8 protein-coding genes and 4 pseudogenes are annotated in these 25837 nt (G+C 72.4%); 5 read left to right on the top strand and 7 right to left on the bottom strand.

The annotated features are described in order from the left end of the window. Window positions 1-72: 72 nt before the first annotated feature. From CES90_RS45380 to solA, 3 genes and pseudogenes are all read right to left on the bottom strand, one after another. Window positions 73-9669, bottom strand: a complete 9597-nt coding sequence (locus tag CES90_RS45380) for a type I polyketide synthase (RefSeq protein WP_229914537.1) — start codon at window positions 9667-9669, stop codon at window positions 73-75. A gap of 45 nt (window positions 9670-9714) precedes the next feature. Further along, window positions 9715-13716 (bottom strand): annotated as a pseudogene (locus CES90_RS45375) (SDR family NAD(P)-dependent oxidoreductase); the annotation flags it as partial. 194 nt (window positions 13717-13910) lie between these two features. Continuing rightward, window positions 13911-15050, bottom strand: coding sequence for an N-methyl-L-tryptophan oxidase (gene solA, locus CES90_RS45370; protein ID WP_208921624.1), 1140 nt, complete (start codon window positions 15048-15050; stop codon window positions 13911-13913). Between the two features lie 448 nt (window positions 15051-15498). Here solA and CES90_RS52290 point away from each other — a divergent pair. After that, window positions 15499-15927, top strand: a pseudogene (locus CES90_RS52290) (LysR substrate-binding domain-containing protein); the annotation flags it as partial. 70 nt (window positions 15928-15997) lie between these two features. Beyond that, window positions 15998-16546: pseudogene (locus tag CES90_RS50855) on the top strand (LysR substrate-binding domain-containing protein); the annotation flags it as partial. 84 nt (window positions 16547-16630) lie between these two features. Here the strand turns inward: CES90_RS50855 and CES90_RS45355 are convergent. Further along, window positions 16631-17092 (bottom strand): Lrp/AsnC family transcriptional regulator, encoded by a 462-nt coding sequence (locus CES90_RS45355; RefSeq protein ID WP_232791382.1) that lies wholly within the window; start codon window positions 17090-17092, stop codon window positions 16631-16633. A gap of 767 nt (window positions 17093-17859) precedes the next feature. Here CES90_RS45355 and CES90_RS45350 point away from each other — a divergent pair. Both CES90_RS45350 and CES90_RS45345 read left to right on the top strand, forming a co-directional pair. After that, entirely contained in the window at window positions 17860-19752 is a 1893-nt protein-coding gene (locus tag CES90_RS45350; protein ID WP_208921620.1) for an amidohydrolase, read from the top strand. Between the two features lie 211 nt (window positions 19753-19963). After that, a pseudogene (locus tag CES90_RS45345) lies at window positions 19964-20224 on the top strand (oxidoreductase); the annotation flags it as partial. Between the two features lie 162 nt (window positions 20225-20386). On the opposite strand, the gene CES90_RS45340 reads toward CES90_RS45345, so the two are convergent. The 3 genes from CES90_RS45340 to CES90_RS45330 form a co-directional block, all read right to left on the bottom strand. Next, window positions 20387-21658, bottom strand: a complete 1272-nt coding sequence (locus tag CES90_RS45340; protein WP_208921618.1) for a poly(ethylene terephthalate) hydrolase family protein — start codon at window positions 21656-21658, stop codon at window positions 20387-20389. 129 nt (window positions 21659-21787) lie between these two features. Beyond that, entirely contained in the window at window positions 21788-23182 is a 1395-nt protein-coding gene (locus CES90_RS45335) for a phospholipase (RefSeq protein ID WP_208921616.1), read from the bottom strand. Window positions 23183-23264: 82 nt separating this feature from the next. Continuing rightward, a complete protein-coding gene (locus tag CES90_RS45330; protein WP_208921938.1) occupies window positions 23265-24641 on the bottom strand; it encodes a CitMHS family transporter in 1377 nt (458 codons plus the stop codon). Between the two features lie 180 nt (window positions 24642-24821). Between CES90_RS45330 and CES90_RS45325 the strand changes: the two genes are divergently transcribed. Further along, window positions 24822-25748 carry a LysR family transcriptional regulator gene (locus tag CES90_RS45325; protein ID WP_208921614.1) on the top strand — a complete coding sequence of 309 codons (927 nt, stop codon included), beginning with the start codon at window positions 24822-24824 and terminating at the stop codon, window positions 25746-25748. Window positions 25749-25837: the final 89 nt, after the last annotated feature.

Here is a 25837-nt window from a genome sequence, read left to right as displayed (position 1 = left end):
CGTACTCCCCAACTCCGAAGGTCGTGTCGGTGGGACAGGTCAGGTGGATGGTGTGGGTCGGCGCGGCGCTGGTCATGAGATGCCGAGGTCGTTGTCGATCAGGGCGAAGATCTCGTCCGCGCCGGCGGAGTCGATCCGCTCCTTGAGGTCCGCGTCCGCTCCGCCGTCGCCGTCGCCGTCGCGTTTCGTCGGCTGCTCGCCGCGGCCGTCCCAGTGGGCGGCCAGCGCCACCAGTCGGGAGATGATCCGGCCGCGCTGGGTGTCGTCCTCGGACAACCCGTCGAGCACGGCTTCCAGTTGGGAGAGCACGTCGAGGGCGGGTGTGCCCGCCTGGCCGTCGGTGAGGATCCGCGACCGCAGGTGGCGGGCGAGGACGCGTGGTGTGGGCTGGTCGAACAGGAGCGTGGCGGGCAGGTGCAGTCCGGCCGCCACTCCGAGCCGGTTGCGCAGCTCCACCGCCATCAGCGAGTCGAAGCCGAGTTCGCTGAAGGCGCGGTCGGCCTCGATGGCGTCGGCGGAGGCGTGCCCGAGCACGGTGGCGACATGGCCGCGGATCAACTGAACCAGCAGCCGCTCCTGTTCTGCCTCGGCGAGCCCGGCGAGGCGGCCGCGCAGAGCACCGCCACCCGCATCGCCGTCGCCGTCCTGCTCCGGCGTCCGGCGCGACAGCGCCCGTGCCTCGGGGAGTTCGGCGAACAGCGGGGCGGACCGTACGGCGGTGAAGCCGGGCAGGAAACGCTCCCAGGCCAGTTCGGCGACCGTCACTTGCGTGTCGGGGCGGGCGACCGCCCGGTCGAGGGCGCGGAGCGCGGCGTCCGGGTCGAGGGGGACGACACCGCCGGCCCGCATCCTGGCCTCGGAGTCGGGCCCGTCTGCCGCCATGCCCCCGCCGGCCCACGGGCCCCAGGCCACCGCGGTGGCGGGCAGTCCCTCGGCCCGGCGGCGGGCGGCGAGCGCGTCGAGGTAGGCGTTGGCGGCGGCGTAGTTGCCCTGGCCCGCCGAGCCGATGGTGCCGGCGAAGGAGGAGAACAGGACGAACGCCGAGAGCGTGCGGTCGCGGGTGAGCCGGTCGAGGTGGTGGGCGGCGGCCAGTTTGGGGCGCAGCACCGTTTCCAGTCGCTCGGGCGTGAGCGATTCCAGAAGTCCGTCGTCCAGGACCCCGGCGGCGTGCACCACGGCGTCGACGGGATGGTCGGCGAGCAGTGCGGCCAGCGCGTCCGGGTCGGCGGTGTCGCAGGCGGCGAGGGTCACCTCGGCCCCGGCCGCGAGGAGTTCGGCGCGCAGGGCCTCGGCGCCGTCGGCGTCCGGGCCGCGACGGCCGGCCAGCACGAGGTGCCGGGCGCCGCGTTCGGCGAGCCGGCGGGCGACCCGGGCGCCGAGCGCGCCGGTGCCGCCGGTGATCAGCACGGTCTCGCCGGCGCAGTTCCACTCGGGCTGCTCGCCGCTCCCGGAGGGCCGGGCGCGCACGAGTCGGCGGGCGAGGACTCCGGCGGCCCGTACGGCGACCTGGTCCTCCCCCGTGGAGCCGGACAGCAGCCCGGCGAGCCGTTCGGCGGTACGGCCGTCGAGGTCGGCCGGGAGGTCGACGAGTCCGCCCCAGCGCTGCGGATGCTCCAGTGCGGCGACGCGGCAGAGCCCCCAGGCGGCGGCCTGCGTCGGCGAGGTCATCTGTTCCCGGTCACCGGTGGCGACGGCGCCGGAGGTGGCGCACCACAGCGGGGCGCCGATCTCCGCGTCGCCGAGAGCCTGGATGAGCGCGAGGAGCGCCGACAGGCCGGCGGGGGTGGCAGGGGTGGCGGACGTGTCGACGCCGGCGGGTTCCTCGTCCAGCGCCAGCAGCGACAGCACGCCCCGCAGGTCGTCCCGTTCGGGCAGCTTGCGCAGCTGCTCGGCGAGCGCGGTCCGGTCGGTGAGGGAGCAGTCGACGGGCAGCGGCACGATCCGCGCGCCGTGTGCGGTCAGGCCCTCGGTGAGCGTGTCCGTCCACGGGTCGTCGGCGAGGGAGGCGGGCACGGCCAGGAGCCAGCTGCCGGACAGCAGCGGCGGCGGGCCGTCCGGCACCGGCCGCCACACCACTGTGTACTCAAGGGAGTCCAGCGTGGACGCCTCGCGGCGGCGGTGCCGCCAGGAGGCCAGCGCGGGCAGCAGTTCACCGAGCGGGGTGTCGTCGCCGAGGTCGGGGCGGTCGGTCAGCCCGCCGAGGTCACCGCGCTCGACGGCGGCCCAGAACTCCGCGTCGATCTCGTCGGCCACCTGGGCGCGTTCGCCGAGCGCCTCGCCCGCTCCGGTCGGCCAGTAGTGGCCGCGCTGGAAGGCATACGTCGGCAACTCCACTGTGCGGGCCGGGCCGTTGAGCCCGGTCGGCGCGTCGGCGAGCCCGCGTACGTGCAGGGCGGCGGCGGCCAGCAGGGCGGCGACCGGCTCGGGGCGGCCCCGGCGCAGCACGGGGACCGCGACGGGCGACTCGGCGGACCGCGACGGGGCGTCCTGGTCGGGCTCGCCGAGGCTGTCGAGGGTCATCGCGGTGAGGGAGCCGTCCGGGCCGAGTTCGACGAAGGTGCCGACGCCGTCGTTCCGTAGCGCGCGAACTCCTTCGGTGAAGCGCACGGTCTGCCGGACGTGCCGTACCCAGTGCTCGGGGGCCGTGAGTTCGGCGTCCGAGGCCTGCTGCCCGGTCACGTTGGAGACGATCGGGATCGCGGGCGCGGCGTACCGCACGCCGCGCGCGACTTCTTCGAACTCGGTGAGCATCGCGTCCATATGCGCTGAGTGAAATGCATGGCTGACCGGCAAACGCCTAGTCTTTCGGCCCAGCGCGGCGAAATGCCCGGCGATGTCCGCGACGGCCGACTCGTCCCCGGAGACCACGACCGAGGCGGGCCCGTTGACGGCGGCGATTCCGACCTGGTCGCCCAGCAGGGGCGCCACCTCGTCCTCCGCGGCCTGCACCGCGACCATCGCCCCACCCTCGGGCAGTGCCCCCATCAGGCGGCCCCGGGCGGCAACCAGCGCGGCGGCGTCGTCCAGGGACAGCACACCGGAGACGTACGCGGCGGACAGCTCGCCGATGGAGTGCCCCATCAGCAGGTCCGGGGTCACGCCCCACGAGCGCACCAGCTCGAACAGGGCCACGTGCACGGCGAACAGCGCGGGCTGGGTGTAGGCGGTGCGGTCGAGGAGTACGGCCTCTTCGGTGCCCTCCGCGGCCAGGACCACGTCGGCCAGCGGCCGGTCGAGGTGGGGGGCGAAGGCGTCGCAGATCCGGTGGAAGGCGTCGGCGTACACCGGGAACCGGTCGAGGAGGTCCCGGCCCATGCCGGGCCGTTGCGAGCCCTGCCCGCTGAACAGGAAGGCGGTACGGCCGGTCGGCCCGGTCCGGCCGCGCACCACGCCGGCGGTGTCCTCGTCGTCGCCGAGGGCGGCGAGCCCGGCCAGCAGTTCCTCGCGGTCCGCACCGACCACCACGGCCCGGTGCTCGAACGCCGCGCGGCTCGTGGCCAGCGAGTGCGCCACCTCGGCCGGCGTCGGTTCGGGGCGGGAGGCCAGATGGGCCCGCAGCCGTTCGGCCTGTTCCCGCAGCGCGCCGGCCGACCGTCCGCTGAGCGGCCAGGCGACGGGTCCCCCGGCCGGTGTACACGCCACCGTGGGGTCGGGGTCCGCTTCCTCCAGTACGACATGCGCGTTGGTGCCGCTGATGCCGAACGACGACACTCCCGCGCGACGCGTCCTGCCCTCGGTACGGGGCCAGTCGGCGTGGTCCGTGAGGAGTTCCACCGCCCCGGCGGTCCAGTCGACGTGCGAGGACGGCTCGGTCACGTGGAGGGTGCGCGGCAGGACGCCGTACCGCATGGCGAGCACCATCTTGATGACGCCGGCGACGCCGGAGGCGGCCTGCGTGTGCCCGATGTTCGACTTGGCAGAGCCGAGCCGCAGCGGCCGGTCGCCGGGCCGGTCCTGCCCGTATGTGGCGAGCAGTGCCTGGGCCTCGATCGGGTCGCCCAGTCGGGTGCCGGTGCCGTGGGCCTCGACCGCGTCGACGTCGGCCGGCGTGAGCCCGCCCGCCGCGAGCGCGGCCCGGATGACCCGTTGCTGGGCGGGGCCGTTGGGCGCGGTGAGGCCGTTGCTGGCGCCGTCGGAGTTGACGGCGCTGCCGCGGACGACGGCGAGCACCGGGTGGCCGTTGCGGCGGGCGTCGGAGAGCCGTTCGAGGAGGAGGACGCCGCCGCCCTCGCCCCATACGGTGCCGTCGGCGTCGTCCGAGAAGGCCTTGCAGCGGTGGTCCCCGGCGAGCCCGCCGTGCCGGTCGAACTCGGCGAACCCGACCGGCGTCGCCATCACCGTCACACCGCCGGCCAGCGCCAGATCGCACTCCCCGTTGCGGAGGGCTTGTGCCGCCCAGTGCAGGGCCACCAGGGAGGACGAGCAGGCGGTGTCGAGGGTGACGGCCGGGCCTTCCAGGCCGAGGGTGTAGGCGATCCGGCCGGAGGCGACGCTGACCGCGTTGCCGGTGAGGATCTGGCCCTGCGAGTCGTCGGCGAGGGCGCGGGCGATCCCGCCGTAGCCCTGGTCGCCGGCGCCGACGAAGACGCCCGTGCGTGAGCCGTGGAGGGTGCGCGGGTCGATGGCCGCGCGTTCCAGGGCCTCCCAGGAGATCTCGAGGAGCAGCCGCTGCTGCGGGTCCATCGCCAGGGCCTCGCGGGGCGAGATCCCGAAGAAGTCGGCGTCGAACTCGGCCGCGTCGTACAGGAATCCGCCCTCGACGCCGTCCGCCTGCCAGCCGCGGTCCGCGGGCGGGGCGCCGATCGCGTCGACGCCGTCGGCGAGCAGCCGCCAGAACTCCTCCGGGCCGCGTACTCCGCCGGGGTACCGGCAGCCGATCGCCACGATCGCGATCCGCTCGTCGTCGCTCCCCACCAGCGCTGTGGTGGTCGCCGACGCGGCCTCGGTGCCGCCGAACAGCTGCTCGTCGATGTGCCCGGCGAGGGTCTGCGGCGACGGCTGGTCGAAGACCAGGGTGGCGGGCAGCGCGAGGCCGGTCTCGGCGGTGAGGCGGTTACGCAGTTCGACGGCGGTGAGGGAGTCGAAGCCGGAGTCGCGGAAGGCGCGCCGGGTGTCCAGCAGTCCGGCGTCGGCGTGGCCGAGGACGGCGGCGGAGTGGGTGCGGATCAGGTCCAGCAGGGCACGGGTGCGTTCGGCGGCGGGCAGCGGTGCGAGGCGGGCGCGCAGGGCCGACGCCGATGCGCCGTGGGCGTCGTCCGTCGTGGGCCGCTCGTCGCGCAGCGCGTCCTGTGCTTCGGGCAGTGCGGTGAGGAGAGGGCTGGGACGGGTGCTGGTGAAGCCGGGGGCGAACCGGGACCAGTCGACGTCGGCGACGACCTGCCCGGTGGCGTTCTCCGCCAGGAGCCGGTGGAGTGCGGCCAGCGCGAGGTCGGGGTCGAGGACGGTGAGTCCGCGCCGGCGCAGGTACTCCTCCGCCCCGTCCTCGGCGACCATGCCGCCCTGCCCCCAGGGTCCCCAGGCGAGGGAGGTGGCGGTGGCGCCACGGGCGCGTCGCTGTTCGGCCAGGCCGTCGAGGTGGGCGTTGGCGGCGGCGTAGGCGCTCTGGCCGCCGCTCCCCCACACGCCGGCGATGGAGGAGAACAGCACGAACGCGTCCAGCGGCCGGTCGCCCTGCTCGCGCAGTACGGCGTCGAGGTGGGCCGCGCCGTGCGCCTTGACGGCGAACACCCACCGGAAGCGGTCGGCGTCCAGGTCGGTCAGCGGCAGTGTGTCGGCGACGCCCGCCGCGTGGACGACGGCGTCGACGGTGTGCCGGGACAGCAGCCGTTCGACGGCGGCCCGGTCGGCCACGTCGCACGCCTCGACGGTCACCCGGGCGCCCAGGGCGGTGAGTTGCTCTGCCAGTTCGGCCGCACCGGGGGCGTCGGGTCCCCGGCGGCCGGTCAGGACCAGGTGCTCGGCGCCCTGTTCGGCGGCCCAGCGGGCGACCCGGGCGCCGAGCGCGCCGGTGCCGCCGGTGATCAGGACGGTGCCGCGGGGGCGCCAGCCGGTGCCGTCGGTCCGGGCGGCGCCCGCTTCCTGGATGGGCGTGTCCTGGACGCGCGTCAGGCGGCGGGCGAAGACACCTGACGCGCGTACCGCCGTCTGGTCCTCCGTGCCGGTCTGGGCCAGCACCTCGGCGAGCCGCTGTGCCGCCCGGCGGTCGAGCACCGCCGGCAGGTCGACGAGTCCGCCCCAGCGGTCGGGCAGTTCCAGCGCGGCCACCCGGCCCAGCCCCCACAGCGCGGCCCGCACGGGGTCCGGCGCGGCGTCGGAACGGGCGGCCGCCACCGCGCCCTTGGTGGCCAGCCACACCGGGGCGGTGACCTGCGCGTCGCCGAGCGCCTGCAGGAGCCGTACGGTGCGGAACAGGACGTCGGCCGGGTCCGTGTTCCCCGAGTCGTCCGCTGCCTGAGACCCGGGCAGGACGAGGACGCCTGCGAGGTCGTCGAGGTCGCCGGGTATCCGGGCGGCCAGGTCGGCGCGTTCCGCGTCCGGCGTGTACTCCCACGGCACTGGCTCGGCGCCGCGTGCCGCCAGGGCCTCGGTGATCGTGGGCAGGTCGGGGTGGCCGGTGTCGGGGACGGCGAGCAGCCAGCGGCCGGTGAGCGGGGTGCCGGTGGCGGGGTCGAAGGGCTGCCAGCCGACCCGGTAGCGCAGCCGGTCCACCCGGGCGCTCTCGCGGCGCCCGCGCCACCACGAGGACAGCGGGGACAGCAGCGGGCGGACGAGTCCTTCGTCCACGTCGAGGGTGTCGGCGAGGGCGGCGATGTCCTCTTCCTCGACGGCCGACCAGAAGGCCGCGTCCGTGCCGGGGGCCTGGTCCGGGGTGCTCGGGGCGGCCGGGGTCGGCTCCAGCCAGTACCGCTCGCGGCGGAAGCCGTACGTCGGCAGCTCCACCGGCCGGGCGCCGGTGCCCGCGAAGACCGCCGGCCAGTCGACCGGCGCGCCGTGGGCGAAGACGGCGGCGAGCGCGGCCGTCAGCGCGGCGGGCTCGGGCCGGTCCTTGCGCAGGGCGGGAACAAGCAGTCGGCCGTCGCCGCTGCCTTCGCCGTCCAGGCAGCCCTGCGCGAGCGCGGTGAGGGTGCCGTCGGGGCCCAGCTCGACGAACCGTACGACCCGGCGCTTGTCCAACAGCCGTATGCCGTCGGCGAACCGGACGGGCTCGCGCACGTGCCGGACCCAGTAGTCGGGCGAGCACAGCTCGGCCGGGGTGGCGGTGGTGCCGGTCACGTCGGAGACGATCGTCAGCCGGGGCGGGTGGTAGGTGACGGCCTCGGCGACGGCCCGGAAGTCGGCCAGCATCGGCTCCATCAGCGGGGAGTGGAAGGCGTGGCTGACCCGCAGGGCGGTGGTCCTGCGGCCCTGGGCACGGAAGTACGCGGCCGTCTCCTCGACGGCCTCGGCGACGCCGGAGATCACCACCGCGCGGGGGCCGTTGACGGCGGCGATACCGACCCGGTCGTTCAGCAGGGGCAGCACCTCCTCCTCGGTGGCCTGCACGGCGGCCATCGCCCCGCCGGACGGCAGCGCCTGCATCAGCCGGCCGCGCGCCACGACGAGCCGGCAGGCGTCGGCCAGCGACCACACACCGGCGACATGGGCGGCGGCCAGTTCGCCGACGGAGTGGCCCAGCAGGTACTTGGGGGTGATCCCCCACGCCTCCAGCAGCCGGAACAGGGCGACTTCGAGGGCGAAGAGGGCGGGCTGCGCGTACTCGGTGCGGTTCAGCAGGTCCGCGTCGTCACCGAAGACCACCTCGCGCAACGGGCGCGGAAGTTCGGTGTCGAACTGGGCACACGCCGCGTCGAAGGCCTCGGCGAACACCGGGTACGCCTCGTGCAACTCCCGTCCCATGCCGAGCCGTTGGGCTCCCTGCCCGGCGAACAGGAACGCGGTGGCGCCGCGTGTGGCACGGCCGAGGACGGTGGCGGCGCCCGGGGTGCCCTCGGCGAGGGCGGTCAGTTCGGTCAGCGCGCCGTCGTGGTCGGAGGCGACGACGACGGCCCGGTGCTCCAGCGCGGCGCGGGTGGTGGCGAGCGCGAGACCGACGTCCACCGGGCGCGGCGGCTCGGGCTGCTGCCGAAGTCTTTCGAGGAGCCGGGCGGCCTGGGTCGCGAGGACGTCCTCGCTGCGGGCGGAGAGCGGCCACGGTATGACGGGTGGCGTCCTGAGGGCGGCGACGTCGGTGTCGGTGTCGGCGGCCTCGGGCTCGGGCTCGGGGGCCTGTTCGATGACGGCGTGCGCGTTGGTGCCGCTGATGCCGAACGACGACACGCCCGCGCGGCGCGGGCGGCCCATGTCGGGCCAGTCGACGGGGTCGGTGAGCAGCCGTACCGCGCCGGCCGCCCAGTCGATGTGCCGGGACGGCTCGGAGATGTGGAGGGTGCGGGGCAGTACGCCGTGCCGCATCGCCTCGACCATCTTGATGATGCTGCCGACACCGGCGGCCGACTGGGTGTGGCCGATGTTGGACTTCAACGAGCCGAGCCACAGCGGGTGTGCGCGCTCCTGGCCGTATGTCGCGATGAGGGCCTGCGCCTCGATCGGGTCGCCCAGCGAGGTACCCGTACCGTGCGCGTCGACGGCGTCCACGTCGTCGTGGTTCAGGCCGGCGCCCGCGAGGGCGGCGCGGATGACGCGCTGTTGGGCGGGCCCGTTGGGGGCGGTGAGGCCGTTGGAGGCGCCGTCGGAGTTGATGGCGGTGCCGCGGACCACGGCGAGTACGGGGTGGCCGTGGCGGCGGGCGTCGGAGAGCCGCTCGACCAGCAGCAGACCGGCGCCCTCGGCCCAGCCGGTGCCGTCGGCGTCGTCGGAGAACGCCTTGCAGCGGCCGTCGGCGGCCAGGCCACGCTGGCGGCTGAACTCGTGGAACATCGCCGGGGTGGCCATGACGGCGACCCCGCCCGCGAGCGCCATGTCGCACTCGCCGCGACGCAGCGCCTGGCACGCCCAGTGCAGGGCGACCAGCGACGAGGAGCACGCCGTGTCGACGGTGACGGTGGGCCCTTCCAGACCGAGGGTGTAGGCGATGCGGCCGGAGGCGACGGAGGTGGCGTTGCCCGCGAGCAGCAGCCCGTGCACACCCTCGGGGAACTCGGTCACGCCGGAGCCGTAGCCGGAGGTCGCGGCGCCGACGAAGACGCCGGTGCTGCTGCCGCGCACCGACCCGGGGTCGATCCCGGCCCGTTCGAAGGCCTCCCAGGCGATCTCCAGCAGCAGCCGCTGCTGCGGGTCCATGGCCAGCGCTTCGCGCGGGGAGATCCCGAAGAAGTCGGCGTCGAAGCGGGACGCCTCGTGCAGGAAGCCGCCGGCCCGGGCGAAGAAGGTGCCCGCCTTGTCGGGGCCCGGGTCGGAGTCGTGGTCGCCCCAGGTGTCCCAGCCGCGGTCGACGGGGAAGTCCGAGACGGCGTCCCCGCTCGCGGCGACGAGGTCCCACAGCTCCTCGGGGCTGCTCACTCCGCCGGGGTAGCGGCAGCTCATCGCCACGATCGCGATGGGTTCCCGGTCCCTGGACTCCGCCTCGTGCAGCTGTCGACGCGTCTGTCGCAGCTCGGCGGTCAGCCGCTTGAGGTACTCGACGTACTTCTCGTCCATCTTCTCGTCCGAAGTCCTGCCGTTTTCAGCCACCAACGCCACATCCTTGAGCCGGTGCCAACGGTTTCCCGTGGCTGATCACGACATCCCGAGTTCTTTGTCGATGAGGTCGAACAGTTCGTCCGCCGTCTCGACGGAGGCGAGTTCCCCGTCGTCGACGTCGGTGACTGCCGCTCCGGTGCCGCCGGAGCCGGTGCCGTTGTCGTGTCCGGCACCGCCGTCCTTCGTTGCGAGTTCCTGCCACTGGGCGGTGAGCCGCCGCAGCCGTGCGGCGATCGTCGCGTGGTCGTCGCCGCCGACGGCGGCCGTGGCGAACGCGGCCTCCAGTCGGTCGAGTTCGGCCAGGAGGGGCCCCGCGGGCACAGCCACGCCGCCCGGGCGCTCGCCGCCTGGCGGCGGCTCCGGCAGGGTGATCTCGTCCAGCAGATGACCGGCCAGCGCGGTCGGTGTCGGATGGTCGAACACCAGCGTCGCGGTGAGCCGCAACTTGGTGACGGCGCCGAGCCGGTTGCGCAGTTCGACCGCGGTGAGCGAGTCGAAGCCCAACTCCTTGAACGCCTGGTCCGGTTCGATCTCGTCCGCCGAGCCATGGCCGAGCGTGGCCGCGGCCTGCGCGCAGACGAGGTCGACGAGGTACTGCTCCCGGTCGGCCGGAGCGAGCGCCGCCAACCGGTCGCCGAGGTCCTGCCGTTCGGCGCCCGCCCCCGCCGCCGTTTCCGCCGCCCGCCGCACCGGTGCCCGTACCAGTCCGCGCAGCAGCGGCGGTACGGCCTCGGCGTGGGCCCGCAGCGTCTGGAGGTCCAGGTTCACGGGCAGCAGCAGCGCCCGGTGCGCGGGGGTGGCGTCGGCCAGGAGGCCGGCGGTGTCGAGGAGGTGGAGGCCCTGTTCGGCGGTGAGCGGGCGCATGCCGCCGCGCGCCATGCGCCGCAGGTCCGCCTCGGTGAGCTCGGCCGTCATACCGGCGCCGGGTGCCCAGGCGCCCCAGGCGAGGGACACGGCAGGCAGGCCGGACGAGCGGCGTACGGCGGCGAAGGCGTCCAGGAAGGCGTTGGCCGCCGCGTAGTTGGCCTGGCCCGCGCTGCCGAACGTACCGGCGACGGAGGAGAAGACCACGAAGGCGGACAGGTCCGCGTCCCGGGTCAGCTCATGCAGGTGGACCGCCGCGTCGGCCTTCGGCCGCAGGACAGCCCCCAGCCGCTCCGGGGTGAGCGAGGAGACCACCCCGTCGTCGACGATGCCGGCGGTGTGGACGACAGCGGTCAACGGGTGCTCGGCGGGTACGGCGGCCAGGACCCCGGCCAGCGCGTCACGATCGCCGACGTCCACCGCCGCGACCTCCACCCGGGCGCCCAACTCAGCCAGTTCCGCGACGAGTTCACCTGCGCCGGGCGCGTCGAGCCCACGGCGGCTGAGCAGGAGCAGCCGCTCGACGCGGTGCTCGCTGACGAGGTGCCGGGCCACCAGCGCGCCCAGACCGCCCGTACCGCCGGTCACCACCACGGTCCCGTCGGGGTCGAGCGGGGCCGGGACGGTCAGGACGACCTTGCCCACGTGCCGCGCCTGCGACAGGAACCGGAACGCCTCGGCCGCACGCCGGACATCCCAGCAGGTCACCGGCAGCGGTTCGAGAACTCCGGCCTCGAACAGCGCGACCAGTTCCGCGAGCATCGCGCCGATCCGCTCCGGCCCGGCCTCCCACAGGTCGAACGCCCGGTAGGTCACCCCCGGATGCGCTGCGGCCACGGTGTCCGCCTCGCGCACATCGGTCTTGCCCATCTCCAGGAACCGGCCGCCCCTCGGCAGCAGCCGCAGCGACGCGTCCACGAACTCACCGGCCAGCGAGTCCAGTACGACGTCCACACCGCGGCCTCCGGTCTCGGCCATGAAGGCCGTCTCGAAGTCCGTGTCCCGGGAGGAGGCGATCCGCCGCTCGGCCAGGCCGAGTTGGCGCAGTGTGTCCCACTTCCCGGCGCTCGCCGTACCGAACACCTCGGCACCCAGATGGCGCGCCAGCTGCACCGCCGCCATGCCGACACCACCGGCCGCCGCGTGCACCAGCACCGACTCGCCGGCCTGGAGTCCGCCCAGGTCCGTGAGCGCGTAGTACGCCGTCAGGAACACGATCGGCACCGACGCCGCCTGCGCGAACGACCAGCCCGCGGGAATCCGCGCGAGTATCCGCGCGTCGGCGACGGCGACCGGCCCGAACGAGCCGGGGAACATGCCCATCACCCGGTCCCCGACGGCCAGCCCGGTCACTCCCGGCCCGACCTCGGTCACCACCCCGGCGCCCTCGCCGCCGAGCGGGCCCGCCTCGCCCGGATACATGCCGAGTGCGTTGAGTACGTCGCGGAAGTTGAGGCCGGCGGCCCGTACGGCGATCCGGACCTGGCCTTCGGCGAGTTCGGCGGTGGCCTCCGGGAAGGGGGCCAGCGTGAGGTTGTCCAGGGTGCCCTTCTCGGTGGTGTCGAGCCGCCAGGCCGACTCGCCTGTGGGGAGGGCGAGTTGACCGCCCGCCGGAACGCGGCCGAGGCGCGGGGCGAGGGCGGTGCCGTCGCGCAGGACGAGCTCCGGCTCGCCGGTGGCCAGGGCGCGGGTGAGCGCGGCCCGGGACGCGTCCGTACCGTCCGTGTCGACGAGGGCGAACCGCTCCGGCGCCTCGGCGCGCGCGGCCCGCACCAGGCCCCACACGGCGGCCAGTGCGGGATCGGCCGCCGTCGTCTCGTCGAGGGCGACCGCCTGTTCGGTGACGACCACCAGGCGGGACTCCTCGAACCGCTCGTCGTCGAGCCAGGTCCGTACGGCGTCCAGGACGCGCGCGGTGGCGGCGCGGGCCGCGGCCGGTGCGCCCGCCGTCTCCTCGTTCACGTCGTTCACGTCGTTCACGCCGGGACCGGCGGCGAACAGCACGGTCGCCGGGACGGGGGCGGGCAGGTCGGCCAGGTCGGAGAAGACCCGCACATCAGCGGCGTCCCCCTCGGGGAGCGTCACCTTCGTCCAGTCCACCTGGAAGAGGCTTTCGCGGTGGCCGTCGGCGTCGGCGCGGGCGGCGAGGTCGCCGGAGACCTGGCGCAGGAGCAGCGACTCGACGGAGGCGACGGGAGCGCCCGTGGGGTCGGCCAGGTCGAGTGCGACGGCCTCCGGGCCGGCCTGGACCATACGGACGCGCAGGGCCCGCGCGCCGGACGCCCGCAGGGAAACCCCGCTCCAGGAGAACGGCAGCCGTCCCTGCCCGGCGTCGGCCAGCGACACGAACATCATCGCGTGCAGGGCGGAGTCCAGGAGCGCCGGGTGGACGCCGAAGCCGCCCGCCAGCCGCTCGTGCTCATCCGGCAGCCCGACCTCGGCGAAGACCTCGTCGCCGCGCCGCCAGACCGCGCGCAGCCCCTGGAACACCGGCCCGTACGCGAATCCGGCCTCGGCGAAACGGTCGTAGAAGCCCTCCATGGGGACGGCCTCGGCGTTCGGCGGCGGCCAGGCGGTCAGGTCCGCGGCCGTGGTGCCGGCCGACGACAGGCCGGTGACGTCGGAGTCCCCGGTGAGCAGCGAACCGCTGGCGTTGAGCGTCCAGGGGTCGCCGTCGAGGGCGTCCTCCGCCCGGGAGTACACCTCCAGTGTGCGCGTGCCCGACTCGTCGGGGGCACCCGCCCGTACCTGCACCAGGCGTCCGGTGCGCTCGGGCACGATCAGCGGGGCCGCGATGGTCAGTTCCTCGACGCGGTCGCAGCCGAGCTGTCCGGCGGCGCACATCGCCAGTTCGAGGAACCCGGTGCCCGGGAAGAGAACCGTGCCGGTCACCGCGTGGTCGCGCAGCCAAGGATGCGTGCGGAGCGAGAGCCGCCCGGTGAACAGCACCTCCTCACCGCCGGCCACCCGCACGGCCGCCCCGAGCAGCGGGTGCCCGGCCGATCCGACGCCCGCCGAACCGAGGTCGCCCAACGTGACACCGGTGAGGTTCGGCCAGTAACGGCGCCGCTGGAAGGCGTACGTCGGCAGGTGCACGGCACTCCCGGTCCGGTCACCGCCGGTGAGGGCGGGCCAGTCGACGTCGGCGCCGTGTGTGAACAGTGCGGCAAGTGCGGCCGTCAGGGAGGCAGGCTCGGGCCGGTCCTTGCGCAGGGCCGGTACGAACACCGCGCCCTCGGAGTCGTCCACGGCAGCCTGGGCGAGGGCGGTGAGGGTGCCGTCGGGGCCGAGTTCGAGGTAGCGGCCAACACCCTGCTCGGCGAGGACGCCCACGGCGTCGGCGTAACGGAGGGTTTTCTCTTTCTGACTCAGGCCGTGGAACGGCCGTTTGTGGTGATGAAGTCGATCGGCTGGGAGGTGCGGCCCTCCAGGGCCAGGTCCGCGGCGATGTCGCCCATGGCGGGCGAGATCTTGAAGCCCTGGCCGGAGAAGCCGGCCAGCAGGACGATGTCGTCGCAGCCCGGCAGGGGGCCGACCAGCGGGCGGGTGCTGTCGGTGTAGCCCTCCATGAAGACGGACAGCCGCACCGGGTCGGGGTTCAGGCCGGGCAGGTGGCGGCGCACCGCCGTGGTGAAGGTCTCCAGTTCCTCCGGTGCGACGGTCCGGTTCAGCCGGTTGGGGTCGTCCACGGGCTTGTGGTGGGGCTGGGGCAGGCCGAGCTTGACGGTCAGGCCGTCCGGGGACGGGATGCCGTAGAAGGGGATGTCGCCGCAGCGGATGAAGGCGGGCCGCTCGGCGTCTGCCGGCTGGTCCTCGTTGGGCAGGAACCACGCGCTGATCGCGCGGTAGACGCTCACCTCCCACGGCAGGTCGGGCAGCAGGTCACCCACCCACGGGCCGGGAGTGACGACCGCGGTGTCGAAGCGCTCCGTGTCGGTGTCGGTGCGGATCTCCACGCCTCCCCCGGCGACGGGAGTGACCTCCCGCACCGGGGTGTAGCGGCGGATCCGGGCACCCAGCTCCTCGGCACGCCGGGCCGCGGTCTGGACCGTCAGCTCGGGGCGGACGAAGCCCGCGTGGGAGTCGAGGACCACCAGGTCGCCGTCGCCGACCCGGAACTGCGGGAAACGCTTGGCCATCGCCTCGGTGTCGATCACCTCGTGGTCGAGGCCGTGCTCGGCGATGCCGTCCATGACGGTACGCATCTCGGGGTCGTCGGCCGGCCCCATGACCAGGGCTCCGGTCAGGCGGCGCAGTTCCCGCCCGGTCTCCGCCTGCAACTGCTTCCAGAGGGCGTCGGCGTGCCGGACGAGCGGCACATAGCGGCCGTCGTGGGTCTGCACGCTGCGGAAGACGCGGGTCTCGCCTCCTGCGGCGCTGCGGTCGTGGCCGGGGGCGAAGCGGTCGTAGGCAACGACTTCGGCGCCCCGTGCCGCCAGCCGCCAGGCGGCCTGGCTGCCCATCGTGCCCGTACCGACGACGGCGACACGTTTCCTCGCAGCTGACACAGGACTTTCCTTTCGTAACGCGGGGCGCTTACTGGCCCCCGACGTGAAGTGGTCCGATTCAAGAAGGTGGACGGGGCCGCGGCTGCGGAAGCACCGCATCGCAGCCTTTGTATCTCGGATCCCGGACCCATGCCACATTGTGGAATGCCATGCTGGAATTCGGCACAAACGTTGGCAGTGGCCGGGAGTGGAGTCAAGAGGCCGCCGTACTGAAGAGCGAATCGTAATGACGACAGTGCAGATCGGCATGATGACGAACAAGGTCGCGGCGTTCCACAAGCGCAGCTACGGGCTGATGTTCGCCTCCGACGTGCTCCGGGACAACGACCGGGACCACTGACCACTTCCGCACGCACGGGGCGCTCCGCGCCGCCTTCCTTCCGGGGTCCCGGGACGGCGATCGCTACAGACCCACCACCGGGGCCAGTTGGGATCGGAGGGTGCCGGCGTGGGGCTGCAGGGAGCCGTCGAAAGCGGCGGATCCGATGGTGAGCTTGGAATATCACTGTTCGAGCGACAGACACGCGCCCTGCGCCCGACCCCGCAGGCCCGCCAGCTGGCGGCCGTCGTCCGGGACGCGCTCGATCAGATCGATGCGGCAGCCCGGCAGATCTCACACCGCACACCCGCAGGGCCGCTCACCCTCTCCTGTGAGCCCACACTCCTGATGCGATGGCTCATTCCCCGGCTCCCCGATCTGGCCGCGAACGTGCCGGACGTCGCCGTCCACCTGTCCGCAGGCGGCGGCCCCGTCTTCTTCGAGCGGGACAACATCGACCTCGCGATCCGCCGAGACGACTTCCCGTTCCCTGAAGAGGCGAGCCGGACCCGCTTGTTCGCAGAGCGGATCGGCCCCGTCTGCCGGCCCGATCTCGCGACCCGCCTGACCTGCGCCGCCGGCGTATCGCAGGTAGTCCTTCTGCACACCGGCACACGGCCGCGCGTGGGACGACTGGCGACGTATCACCGGCATGAAAGCAGAGCCCGCCTCCCAGCAGACCCTGGAGCACTTCTACCTGACCCTCCAGGCCGCCGCGGCCGGCGTGGGGGTCGCCATCGCCCCGTATACCGTCGCCCGCGACGACCTGGAGCGAGGGCAACTCGTCGCACCCTTCGGTTTCGTCCCCGACGGCACCAGCTACCACCTCCTCAGCCGTCAATCACCCGAGCAAGACGGCCGCGTCCGCCGGCTGACGGCATGGCTGCGGACCAAGACGAGCCAGCTCGAAAGCGATTCCGAACCGGTGTGGCCGCTGGGCTTGTCGGACCTTCATTGCGTGACGATCGAACCAGTGACCACCACATCAGTGAAGTGGTCCCATGACCGCCTTCCGTGCCGAGCACGACTCTCTGGGCAGTGGCGCGACCTGCCGGAGCGGTTCGGACCATGGAAGACGGGTTACTGGGGAGCACCTGGCCTGCAGGCCGCCCAGTCAGTGGGCTCGGTGACTGTCCTGACCCGCACATCGGCTACGCGGCCGCCGCCCTGGTTGTGAAAGAGGCCCTCGCGACGGGACGGACGTGGTGGACCTCGTGGTCCAGGGCTGGCTGCTCCACCGGGAGCAGGCCACGTGCGCTGCTCACCCCGGTGCCGTAGAACTCCGCTCTCCTCGCGGGCGGTTGACGACGCTGGACAGGGTGAGCGCGGTGACCGTGTCCCGCACGCCGGGCATCTGGGCGATGTCCTCCCAGATGACTCGTACGCGTTCCAGTGAGGCCGCTTCCAGGCGCACCATGATGTCGAAGTCGCCGCTGAGGATCTCGCAGATGACGACCTCGGGGATGCGTTTGAGCGCGGCCAGGACGTCGCCGCCGCGCATGCGGTCCTGGCGGTAGACGAGTACGAGCGCTGAGACGACATCGCCGGTGGCGTCGCCCGCGCGGACGATGGTGTAGCCGGCGATGTGTCCCTCGCGCTCAAGCCGTTCGATGCGCTGGCGCACCGCATTGCGGGACAGCAGCACCTTGCTGGCCAGTTCGGAGTGCGAGATGCGGGCATTGCGGGTCAGCTCGGCAATGATCTTCTCATCGATGGCGTCCACAGCGGACCGTCTCCTTCGCGAATCGGTCGAGGTTGCAAGCCCCACGGCAAGCGGGGTGCCGCAGACCGTGAGGCGGCGCGGCGGCGACTCCCGCCCCCCGAACTGCGTGCCACAAAGTGGAATGCCGTTCCGCATTATGGAACAGACAATGGCAGTGGCGCGGTGCTGAGTCAAGAGGGTCTCGGGCACTCCGCTGGAGCCGATGCCAGCGGGCCGAGGCCGCGTCGATCCGGCCGGCGTAGGACTTCGTGGTCTCGAGCGCGCGGCTCCGCCCGAAGCCCTACACGGTTGGTTGGTGAGGCATTCAGCTGAGGCGCAACAGCAGCGTTGGCGGCCGAGTCAACCATGCGGGTGGAGCATCAGCCGATTCATCCCCGAGGCTGCCTCCACCGGCCCGTGTGAGGGCGCGGGCCTGGTCTGCATGTCGGAAGAGTCAGGCACCGGACCCGAAGAGCGGCCCGACCGGGTCGAGGACCCGTTCGATCTGAAGCGCGCACCGTTCTCGCTGATCAGGCAGTGCCTCGCCGGCCCTGTGACGAGGTGCTGTTCACCCTCTTCACGGACGAGCTACGCCGTCAAGGTAATGCCGGGGTGGGCGCCGTACTGCTGCCACGGCGCCGAGCGTGGGGCGCCGCCAGACACACGGACTCGTCATGTGTGTATCCCATGTACCCCAACAGCCCCATTACAGCTTGTGGTTAACACCTTAATCACTCAGCGTACCCGGCGATGGCGGCCGGGACGGCCGCCGGGTGAGGAGTTGTCAGATGCCAGATGTTCTCGACTGCACCTCCGCGGCACGCGCGGACGGCCCGCTGCAGCGGCGGACGTTCCTGGCCGCGGCGGGGGCGGGCGCCCTCGCGGTGGCCGGTGCCGGTACGGCCGCCCGGGCCGCGACGGGCACGCCCCCGGTGCGGGTGGCCACCGTGGTGCTGAACGGGCGGGTGTTCACCGCGACCAAGGGCAGCACGCGGGCGCAGGCGGTGGCCGTCGGCACGAATGGAAAGGTGCTCGCGGTCGGCAGCAACGCGGACATACGCCGTCGCATCGGCCCCCGTACCGTCGTCATCGACGCCCACGGCGGTACGGTCATGCCGGGCCTCCAGGACGGGCACATGCACCCGCTCGGGGCGGCCGCGCAGTCCCTGAACCCGTCGCTGGGCAATGCCAGCATGACGGTTCCGCAGTTCCGCGCGAGGATCCAGGAGATGCTGGACGCCTCGGCGGCGCAGGAACCGGACGGCTGGCTCCAGGTGGTCGACTGGAACCCCGTCGGCCTGCTGCCCGCGGGCACCGTGGCCGACAAGTCGCTGCTCGACTCGCTGAACACCAGGCGCCCGATCTACCTGCAGGGTTCCGACTTCCACAACAGCCTCGCCAACAGCAGGGCACTCGCCCTCGCGGGCGTCGACCGCACCACCCCGGACCCCACGGGCGGAAAGATCGTCCGCGGCGCCGACGGGGAACCGACCGGTCTGCTGGTGGACGACGCCCAATGGCTCGTCTCCCAGGTGATCCCTCCGCCGAGTCCGGACTTGATCCTCGCCGCCCAGAAGAAGATGGCCGGCGCCCTCCTGGCCGCGGGCATCACGTCCTTCCTCGACGCCTCCAGCGGCGAGGACTTCGTCGAGACCTACGCCGAGCTCATGGCCAAGGGCGTGCTGCCGCAGCGCATCACCCCCGCCCTGGTGATCGACGCGGAACTCGCCAAGAAGCCCAAGGAGGCGGCCGAGTTCCTGCGCGGCGTGCGTGAGCGGTTCGCCGGACCGGCCAGGCTGCGGCTGACCACGGTCAAGGTGTTCCTCGACGGCGTGATGGAGTTCCCCGCGCAGAGCGCCGCCCTGCTGGACCCGTACCTGGACGCCCAGGGCAGGCCGACCGACAACCGTGGTCCCCTCCACGTCAGCGACCGGGACTACCGGGCCCTCGTCCGGGCCCTGGACGCGGACGGCTGGCAGATGCACGCCCACGCCATCGGCGACCGCGCCGTACGCACGGCCCTGAACGCCTACGAGGCCGTCGCCCGCCCCGGTCGCCGTAGCCGACGGCACACCATCACCCACCTCCAACTGGTGCACCCCGACGACTACCGGCGCTTCGCCCGCGCCCAAGTGGTGGCCAACATGTCGTTGCAGTGGGCACGGCCCTCCTCGTTCACGACCGCCGCGCTGAAGCCCTACGTCGGGCCGGAGCGGTACGCGCGCCTGTTCCCGGCTCGCAGCCTGGCCAAGGCAGGCGCCCTGCTGGCCGGTGGCTCGGACTGGCCGGTCGACCCGCTGCTTCCCTTCACCCAGATCGCCACCGCGATCGACCGCAGCAGCCCTGAGGAGAACCAGCCGCCGCTCAACGCCCGCGAAGGGCTGACCCGCACCCAGTCGCTGGCCATGCACACCGCGGGCGCGGCGCACCAACTGCATGACGGGAACTCGGGAACCGTCCGGCCCGGCAAACGGGCCGATCTGATCGTCCTCGACCGGGACATCACCAAGGTGCCCGTGAACGAGATCCGCGCCACCAAGGTCCAATACACCCTGATCTCCGGGCGAGTGGTCCACGACGCGGAGTCCAAGGCGGGACAGGATCGAGCCGAGGCGGCGCAGCGCATGGGCGTGCAGGGCACTGACCGGGCCTCGGGCGGCTCCTGCTGCCAGGGGCACTGACCCGCCCGTCCGGCAGTCCTCGATGTGCCGATCGCGGAACAACAACAGTTGAGGCCAACCAGGGCCGACTTCTCGCCATTTCCGTGTTCTTGCCCCGCCCAGGGGCCGTATCAGATCGGGCCGCCCGGTCCCCACGACCTCGCGGGGACCGGGCGGCAGTACGCCCTGCTGTGGATCCTCCTCACCCACGCCGTGCTGGTGGTGCTGCGCGGCGCTCGTCGTCGTGGTCGCCGCGGTCTCCGCCCGACAGGTGAGGAGGCGGCTGCGGTACGAGACCTGGCACGGTGTGCACCGTCATGCCGCTGTGGCGCAACGCCTATCACCGGTTCGAGGTCGCGGCGGTGGTGCCGGAGTCGGACGACGTGGTGTCGGTGCACGTCACCGGCCGCCACCTCCCCCGTTCTCGCTGTCGGCAGCACCCGACGGCCGCACGCTGCGCCTGACCGCCAAGGATCCGTCACCGTCCTCGTCACCCTCTGGTCCCGCTTCTTCCAGCGGGGGCCGCTCGAACGGCTGATGGGCAGGGCGACGGAGGTGGCCCGACGCGTCAAGTGAGGGGAATCCGCGCCCGGATCCCGAGCCGATGAGCGGCGCCCCGTACGGCCGTACCCGTACGGGGCGCCCCTCGTCGGTCTCAGAACTGGCAGGTGTCCATCCAGCGCGTGACCAGGGACGTGTTGTTCTTGTCGGCGTCACGTGCGGGTCCGCACAGGAACGGACCGAAGCGGGTGTCGGCCCGCAGCCAGAGGCTGAGGAACGACACGATCCACTTGCCCTGCTTGGCCTTGTTTCCGGAGCCCGTCATCGGGCACAGATGGTCGCCCGGGACCTCGATGTAGAGCTTCTCGGCCTGGGACATGGAGTTGTACCAGGGCACCGCGTAGCTGTTGCCGTGGGCGACGGGGTCGCTCTGGCAGGTGAGGAAAAACGTGGGGTCGGTGACCCCGGAGAAGTTCATGCTCGGGTAGTAGGGGGCCGTGGGTACGCCCGCCCGGAACCGCGAGTCGTCCCGGAGGGCCGCCATGACGCCACCGCCGCCCATCGAGTGTCCGACCGCGCCCAGCGTGCCGTTGACCTTCCCCGATATCGGGTTGCCGGTGGTGTTGCCGAGCGCGAGCAACTGGGTGCCGGCGGCGGTGATCTGGCGGCCACGGGATGCGGGATCGTCGTTGAGGGTGTTGGTTCCGACATTGATGACGACGAAGCCCCAGGACGCGAGGCGGGGTGCGAGCCACCGCAGGTTCTGCTGGGTTCCCTGATAGCCGGGCATCAGTACGACGCCCGGGTACGAGCCATTGGTCGTCGGGTACGTGACCGTGCCGGAGCCGTATCCGCTCGGGCTGGGAACGGTGTAGGTGGCGGTGGTCAGCGGCCCGTCGCCGGCTTCGAGGGACGCGGTCGTCGGGTCGGGGATCCCCTCGCCCGGAGGGGTGCCGGCGCCGGAGCCGTACACCTGGAACTCCCACAGGGAGTAGCCGTAGGCGGTGCCGCGCTGGGTGCCGTGGACGCGGACGTACCGGCCGCTGCCGTTCACGTCGAGGGTCTGTACGCCGCCGGTGCTCGTCGTGGTCGAGTACAGGGTGGTCCAGGCGGTGCCGTTGTCGGAGGTCTGGATCTGGAACGCACGGGCGTACGCGGCCTCCCAGCGCAGTACGACCTGGCTGAGGGTGGCGGTGGCGCCCAGGTCGACGGTCAGCCACTGCGGATCGCCGAAGGTGCTCGACCAGCGCGTCCCGGTGTCGCCGTCCACGGCCGCCGAGGCGGGGGTGGACGCGTTCTCGGTGGACGAGGAGGTCGCCGGCCTGCCCTGGGACAGCAGGTCGGCGGCGGCCGCCGGCGGGGCGGCAACCGTCAGCAGGGTCAGCGCCAGGCCGATGCTGGTCGCGAGGGCGATCAGTGCCGTCATGACACGGGGTCGGGTCCGTAACGGCGTGGTTGTGTGGTTCGAACGAGTCGTGGGACGCATTGCTTTACCTCCGGATAGCGGTGAGAGCGCGGTAACCGGACAGCGAGGTTGCTCGCCGCGTGCGGGCGGCTAGCGGGACTGTGCGAAGAGCCAGTCGATGACCACGTCGTTCTCGTAGGTCTGGGCCCACGAGAGGTGGGGGTTAACCGGTGTCGTTCCGGGGGTGTAGCTCGTGAAGAGCACATGGCTGCGCGTGGCTCGGGCCTGCCGCAGGAGCGCCCGGGACCGGGCCTCGAACTGTTCCTTCGGCAGATCGTTGGCCCATTCCCCACGGCTGACCCGTGCGCCGGCGGTCTCCAGCGTGTTCATCAGTGTCCAGGTGCCCGGCTTGCCGAACCGGCCCTCCCGGTAGGGGACGATCGGGTCGTCGACGGAGTGGTCGGCCCAGATCGGGATGTGCGTGATGCCTTCCATGGCGGCCGTCTCACCCCAGCCGGCCGTGGGCAGGGCGGCTGCGAACGTGTCGGGTCGCTTGGCCAGCAGGCTGTAGATGCCGCGTGCGCCGGAGGACAGGCCGACGAGATAGAGCCGGGCCGTGTCCAGGTTCCGGGAGTGCTCGCTCACGAAGGTGTCGATGAGTTCGATCAGCGCGGCCTGAACCCTGGCGTCGGTCCAGTCCGTGCCGTCGGGTCCGTCCATGGGACGGGGCAGGGGGATCTGCGGGGAGAGGACGAACGCGGGGTTGCGGCGCTGTCGTCGCGCTGTGGCGAAGGTGACGGCGATCCGGTTGGAAGTGAGCTGGGTCATGTTGTTGTCCGCGACTTCGCCGCCGCCGTGCAGGGTGACGACGAGCGGGTATCGCGTGCTGGTCCGCGGGTCGCGTACGAAGCCCGCGGGCCGGTACAGCCGGAAGTCCAGTTCGAAACCCGCGGAGTCGGTGAAGGATCCTGCGGCGAAGTCGTCGACGACGGGAGTGATGACGTCGTCGTTCCGGCTTGCGAACGGACCGGCCCTGAGCACCGGTTCGCCTTCCGGGGTGTGCAGGTCCGCCATCTGTCTGACGGAGTAGGCGCGGTCGAGTGGAAGGGGGTCGGTGCCGGCGGCCCGCGCGTTGGGGTCGTTCGGGTCGAGTTCGATGATCAGGCGGTCCCCCGGCCGTCCGGGGTGAGTTCGGTCGTCCACTGCCGCGGTGGAGTTGGTGTAGACACGGGTGACCTTGCGAGCCGCTGCTTGTCCGCCCACCGTTGCCTTCACCTGGAAGGCCGAGGGCGGGATCACCCCGCCGCGTAAGTCGATGCTGTGCGCGTACTGGATGGCCACGGCTGTCACCAGCCAGTTGTTCCTCGGTGTCACACGCGTGACAAGGTCCGTTCGCAGGACCGGATTTCGTCCGGGAGCCGCTTGTCGTCCTTGGGACGTGGCTGTCGTGGTGTCGGCTGCCGCGGCGGGTGCCGTGCTCACGGCAGGCGCCGCGACCGCACCGGCGGTGGCGGCGAGTACCGTACGTCTGCTGATCCGTGTCATGGGGCCTCGTCTCCTTCGGGGGCACCCGGACCAGGTGCCTGGTGGGTGGGGATCCGGTCGCCCGGCTCCGGGCTCTCGGCGGTCACAGGGAGAAGGCGCCGGTCAGTAGGGCGCCGGCGGTCATGACAAGGGTGGTGGCGAAGGCCCAGCGGAAGATGAAGCGCTGGTGCTCACCGAGCGACACACCGCTCATGCCGACCAGGATGAACGTGGACGCGGTGAGCGGACTGAGGGGGAACCCCGTGGTCATCTGACCGAGGATGGCGGCCCGGGCGACCTCGGCCGGTTCCGTGCCGAAGCCGTTCGCGGTCTCGGCGAGTACGGGCAGTACCCCGAAGTAGTAGGCGTCCGGGGTGAAGACCAGGCTCAGTGGCATGCCGGTGACGGCCACCGCGACGGGCAGGTGTGATCCGACGGAGTCGGGGACGACGGCGACGAACGCCTCGGCCATCTCGTCGATCATCTTGGTGCCGCTGAGGATTCCGGTGAGCACTCCGGCCGCGAAGATCATCGTGGTGACCAGGACCACGTTCTTGGCGTGCTTGTCGAGCAGCGCCTGTTGCTGTTCCCAGGTCGGGTGGTTGACCAGCAGCGCGATCGCGAATCCGAGGACGAACAGCACCGGAAGCGGCATCACTTCCTGGATCAGGCAGACCACGAGGGCGAGGGTGAGCAGGAGGTTGAAGACGTTCAGCCAGGTCTGTGGCAGAGGCGCGACCCGTACGGTGCCGGGCCCGTCCCCGGGGGACCGGAAGGCCTCGGGCTCCGGCGCGTCGGCCGTCGTGGGCGTGGCCTGTCGACTCGACTCGGCTGCCACGGCGGCCGTGGACGTGCTCGGGGACAGCGCGGCGAGACGGTCGCGTTCGCGGCGCCCGAGCAGGTAGGAGGCCACCAGCACCCAGGCGATGCCGAAGCCCATCGCCGGCAGCACGGGGTTGAAGACCTCGGAACTGTCCAGCTTCAGGGCCGCCATGGCTCGTACGGTGGGGCCGCCCCAGGGGACCATGTTCATCACGCCCGCGCCCAGGCAGACCACTCCGGACAGCACCAGGGGGTTCATGCCGAGTCTCTTGTAGACCGGCAGCAGTGCGGAGACGGTGATGAGGAAGGTGGAGGCGCCGTCGCCGTCCAGGGCCACGCACAGTGTGAGGACGGCTGTGGCGACGGTGATCCGCAACGGGTCGCCACGCGCCACCCGCAACAGACCGCGGATCAGCGGGTCGAAGAGTCCGGCGTCCACCATCAGGCTGAAGTACAGGACCGCGAAAGCGATCATGATGCCGGTGGGGGCCACCTTGGACAGCCCGCCGAGAATCAGCTCGCCCAGATCGCCCGCGAAGCCGCCGATGAGCGCCGCCAGCACCGGAAGCAGGATCAGAGCGACCAGCACCGAGGCGCGCCTGGTCATGGTGAGCAGCAGGAGGACGGCGATCGTGGCGAAGCCCAGGGCTGCCAGCATGGCGGCGCTCGCTTTCTCGGGGACGGCCTCGGCGGCGGTCGGCTGGAGCTGGGCGGGGGCAGGCCGAGGTGTTACGCGAGAGTTTCGGAGCACTGGTGGATCGATGTCCAGCATCAAACCGAGATCTGTCCATGCGATACGCGCATCAATTCGGGCGTGGGCGCCCTATGCTCGTCGGCCATGGAGGCCACCACCCTGCGTCAACTGGCGGCGTACACGGCCGTCGCCCGTGCCGCGAGCTTCACCGCGGCCGCCGCGGAGATGCATGTGTCCCAGTCCTCGCTCAGCCGCGCGGTCGCGGATCTGGAGCGACAGCTCGGCGTCCAGCTCCTCGAACGGGACACCCGTAACGTGCAGTTGACCGCGGCGGGCGTCGAGGCCCTGCGTGTCGCCGAGCAGATCGTCACCGCTCACCGGGCGGGCATGCAGGAGCTCAGGCGGTACCTGCTCGGCGAGTCGGGAACGGTCGCCGTGGCCACCCTTCCGTCGGTCGCCGCGGTGCTTCTGCCGCAGGTGATCTCCGACTTCCGCCATCGACGGCCGCAGGTGGCGGTACGCCTCCTCGACGGCCTGGAGCGGCTGGTACTGGACCGGGTCCTGTCCGGTGAAGCCGACTTCGCGATCACCACCGTCGGGGACCCTCCAAAGCAGTTGGAGCACCGCCCCCTGGTCAGGGACCGCTTCGTCGCCGTGCTGCCGGAGGGCCACCCGCTCGCCGACCGCGACGAGATCACCTGGGACGACCTCGCTCGCCGCCCGTTCCTGGCCGTGGGACGCGATTCGAGCGTACGGCGGCTCACCGACGCGGCGTTCGCCCAGATCGACGCGCGTACGGTACCGGCGGCCGAGGCGGGCAGTATCGCGACCGTGGGCGGACTGGTGACGGCCGGTCTCGGGGTGTCGGCGATGCCCGCCCTCGTGCTGCCGCTCATGGGTGCCGGGCCCGTCGTCTGCCGCCCTCTGGTGGACCCCGTGGTCGACCGGCGCCTCGACATCGCGGTGCGGGTGCGGCGAACGCTTCCGACGGTGACGGAGCGGTTCCTGGAGACGCTCGAAGAGTTCCGCCGCCACAAGCACGCCCTTCCACCTGGGGTTTCGTGGGCATGAGGCCGCGTGAGACCTCCCGGTTCTTCGTGGGCATGAGGCCGCGTACGCCCTCTCCGATTCATGCGTTTTCCGCATTGATTGATGGCCTT

The sequence above is a fragment of the Streptomyces capitiformicae genome (assembly GCF_002214185.1).
GTDB classification, from domain to species: domain Bacteria; phylum Actinomycetota; class Actinomycetes; order Streptomycetales; family Streptomycetaceae; genus Streptomyces; species Streptomyces capitiformicae.
Note: the sequence above shows the minus strand (reverse complement) of the source record. Positions and strands in the feature narration are given on the sequence as shown.